The sequence below is a fragment of the Cognatundibacterium luofuense genome (genome assembly GCF_018139685.1).
In the GTDB taxonomy this organism is placed as follows: Bacteria; Pseudomonadota; Gammaproteobacteria; order Burkholderiales; family Burkholderiaceae_D; genus Undibacterium; species Undibacterium luofuense.
Genome location: NZ_JAGSPN010000676.1, coordinates 1 through 279, shown reverse-complemented (window position 1 = coordinate 279; position 279 = coordinate 1). Strand labels below are relative to the sequence as shown.

1 protein-coding gene is annotated in these 279 nt (G+C 55.6%); it reads left to right on the top strand.

Annotation, left to right across the window (positions count from 1 at the left end):
- Positions 1 to 279: LLM class flavin-dependent oxidoreductase (locus KDM89_RS22150; RefSeq protein ID WP_212689891.1), on the top strand; the 279-nt coding region annotated here is incomplete at both ends.

The following is a 279-nucleotide window of genomic DNA, read 5'->3' as shown; positions in this document are numbered from 1 at the left end:
CGTGACTGGCGGTGATCAGGGCGAACTGGAAGCGGATGGTGTATTTGCGGATCATGAAAAACGCTATGAAATCACCGATGAATTCCTGCGTATCTGGCGCGCGTCGCTGGCTGGCGAGGGCGGGGAGGCTGGTTACGATTTTCAGGGTAAGCATCTGAGCGTGAAGGGTGCCAAGACCTTGTTCCCACCGGTGCAGCAACCGTATCCGCCACTGTATTTTGGCGGCTCTTCAGAACCTGCACATGAACTGGCTGCAGAACAGGTGGATGTGTATCTGAC